The 773-nt window shown below is 50.6% G+C and carries 1 tRNA gene and 1 pseudogene; both read left to right on the forward strand.

The features are described 5' to 3' along the window. The first annotated feature begins 44 nt into the window (after positions 1-44). Positions 45-121 (forward strand) — tRNA-Met (locus AB9F27_RS21900). Between the two features lie 312 nt (positions 122-433). Next, positions 434-726 (forward strand): annotated as a pseudogene (locus tag AB9F27_RS21905) (DDE-type integrase/transposase/recombinase); the annotation flags it as partial. Positions 727-773 lie beyond the last annotated feature (47 nt).

The raw sequence follows: 773 nt of genomic DNA on the forward strand, positions 1-773 counted from the left end.
ATTACAAAAACTGGGATGCGAACTAAGGCAAAATGCCTAAGCGTCGCGGGATGGAGCAGCCCGGTAGCTCGTCAGGCTCATAACCTGAAGGTCGTCAGTTCAAATCTGACTCCCGCAACCAATAAAATACATTAAATACAGCGCCTTACGCCTCGCATCAGCGGGGCTTTTTGCGTTCCGACTTTGGCGTGTCCGGCTGGTGTCCGATTTGAGCCCAACTTCTAAATCTCCTCAACAACACAAAAAGAGGGTGACCCACTACACCATTTTTGAAGTTCGGCGTCCACTCTGGTGATGACTATCCTACATTCAGGCACAGAAAAAATCCGAGAATTCAGAATTGGTGCGGTTTGGTGAAAAGGCTGATACATCATTTAACACAGCGGTTAACTAAAGCTGTGTTTGTAGACGGGCGATGGAGAAGTGTCGGGACATTATAGTCACTGACAAACTTCGCTCATACGCCGCCGCGATGAACGTGATTGGTAACGCGGCGAAACGGGTCGTTGGAAAAACAATCGCGCTGAGAATTCACACTTGCCGTTCCGACGACGAGAACGTGCCATGCAGCGCTTCCGCCGAATGCGAAGTTTGCAGAAATTTACCTCCGTTCATGCATCCGTTTTCAACCACTTCAATCAGGAGCGCAGCCTTTCCCAAAGAGATCATTTCAAAGCCAATCGCACTGCCGCGCTCACAGAGTGGCGCGGTCTTTGTGCGGCATAAACGGGCAGGGGTACTGGCCTGGCCGAGACGAGTTCGAGTTTGTCTGA

Origin of the sequence: Falsihalocynthiibacter sp. CO-5D18 (assembly GCF_041205445.1) — a bacterium.
GTDB lineage: Bacteria > Pseudomonadota > Alphaproteobacteria > Rhodobacterales > Rhodobacteraceae > Falsihalocynthiibacter > Falsihalocynthiibacter arcticus.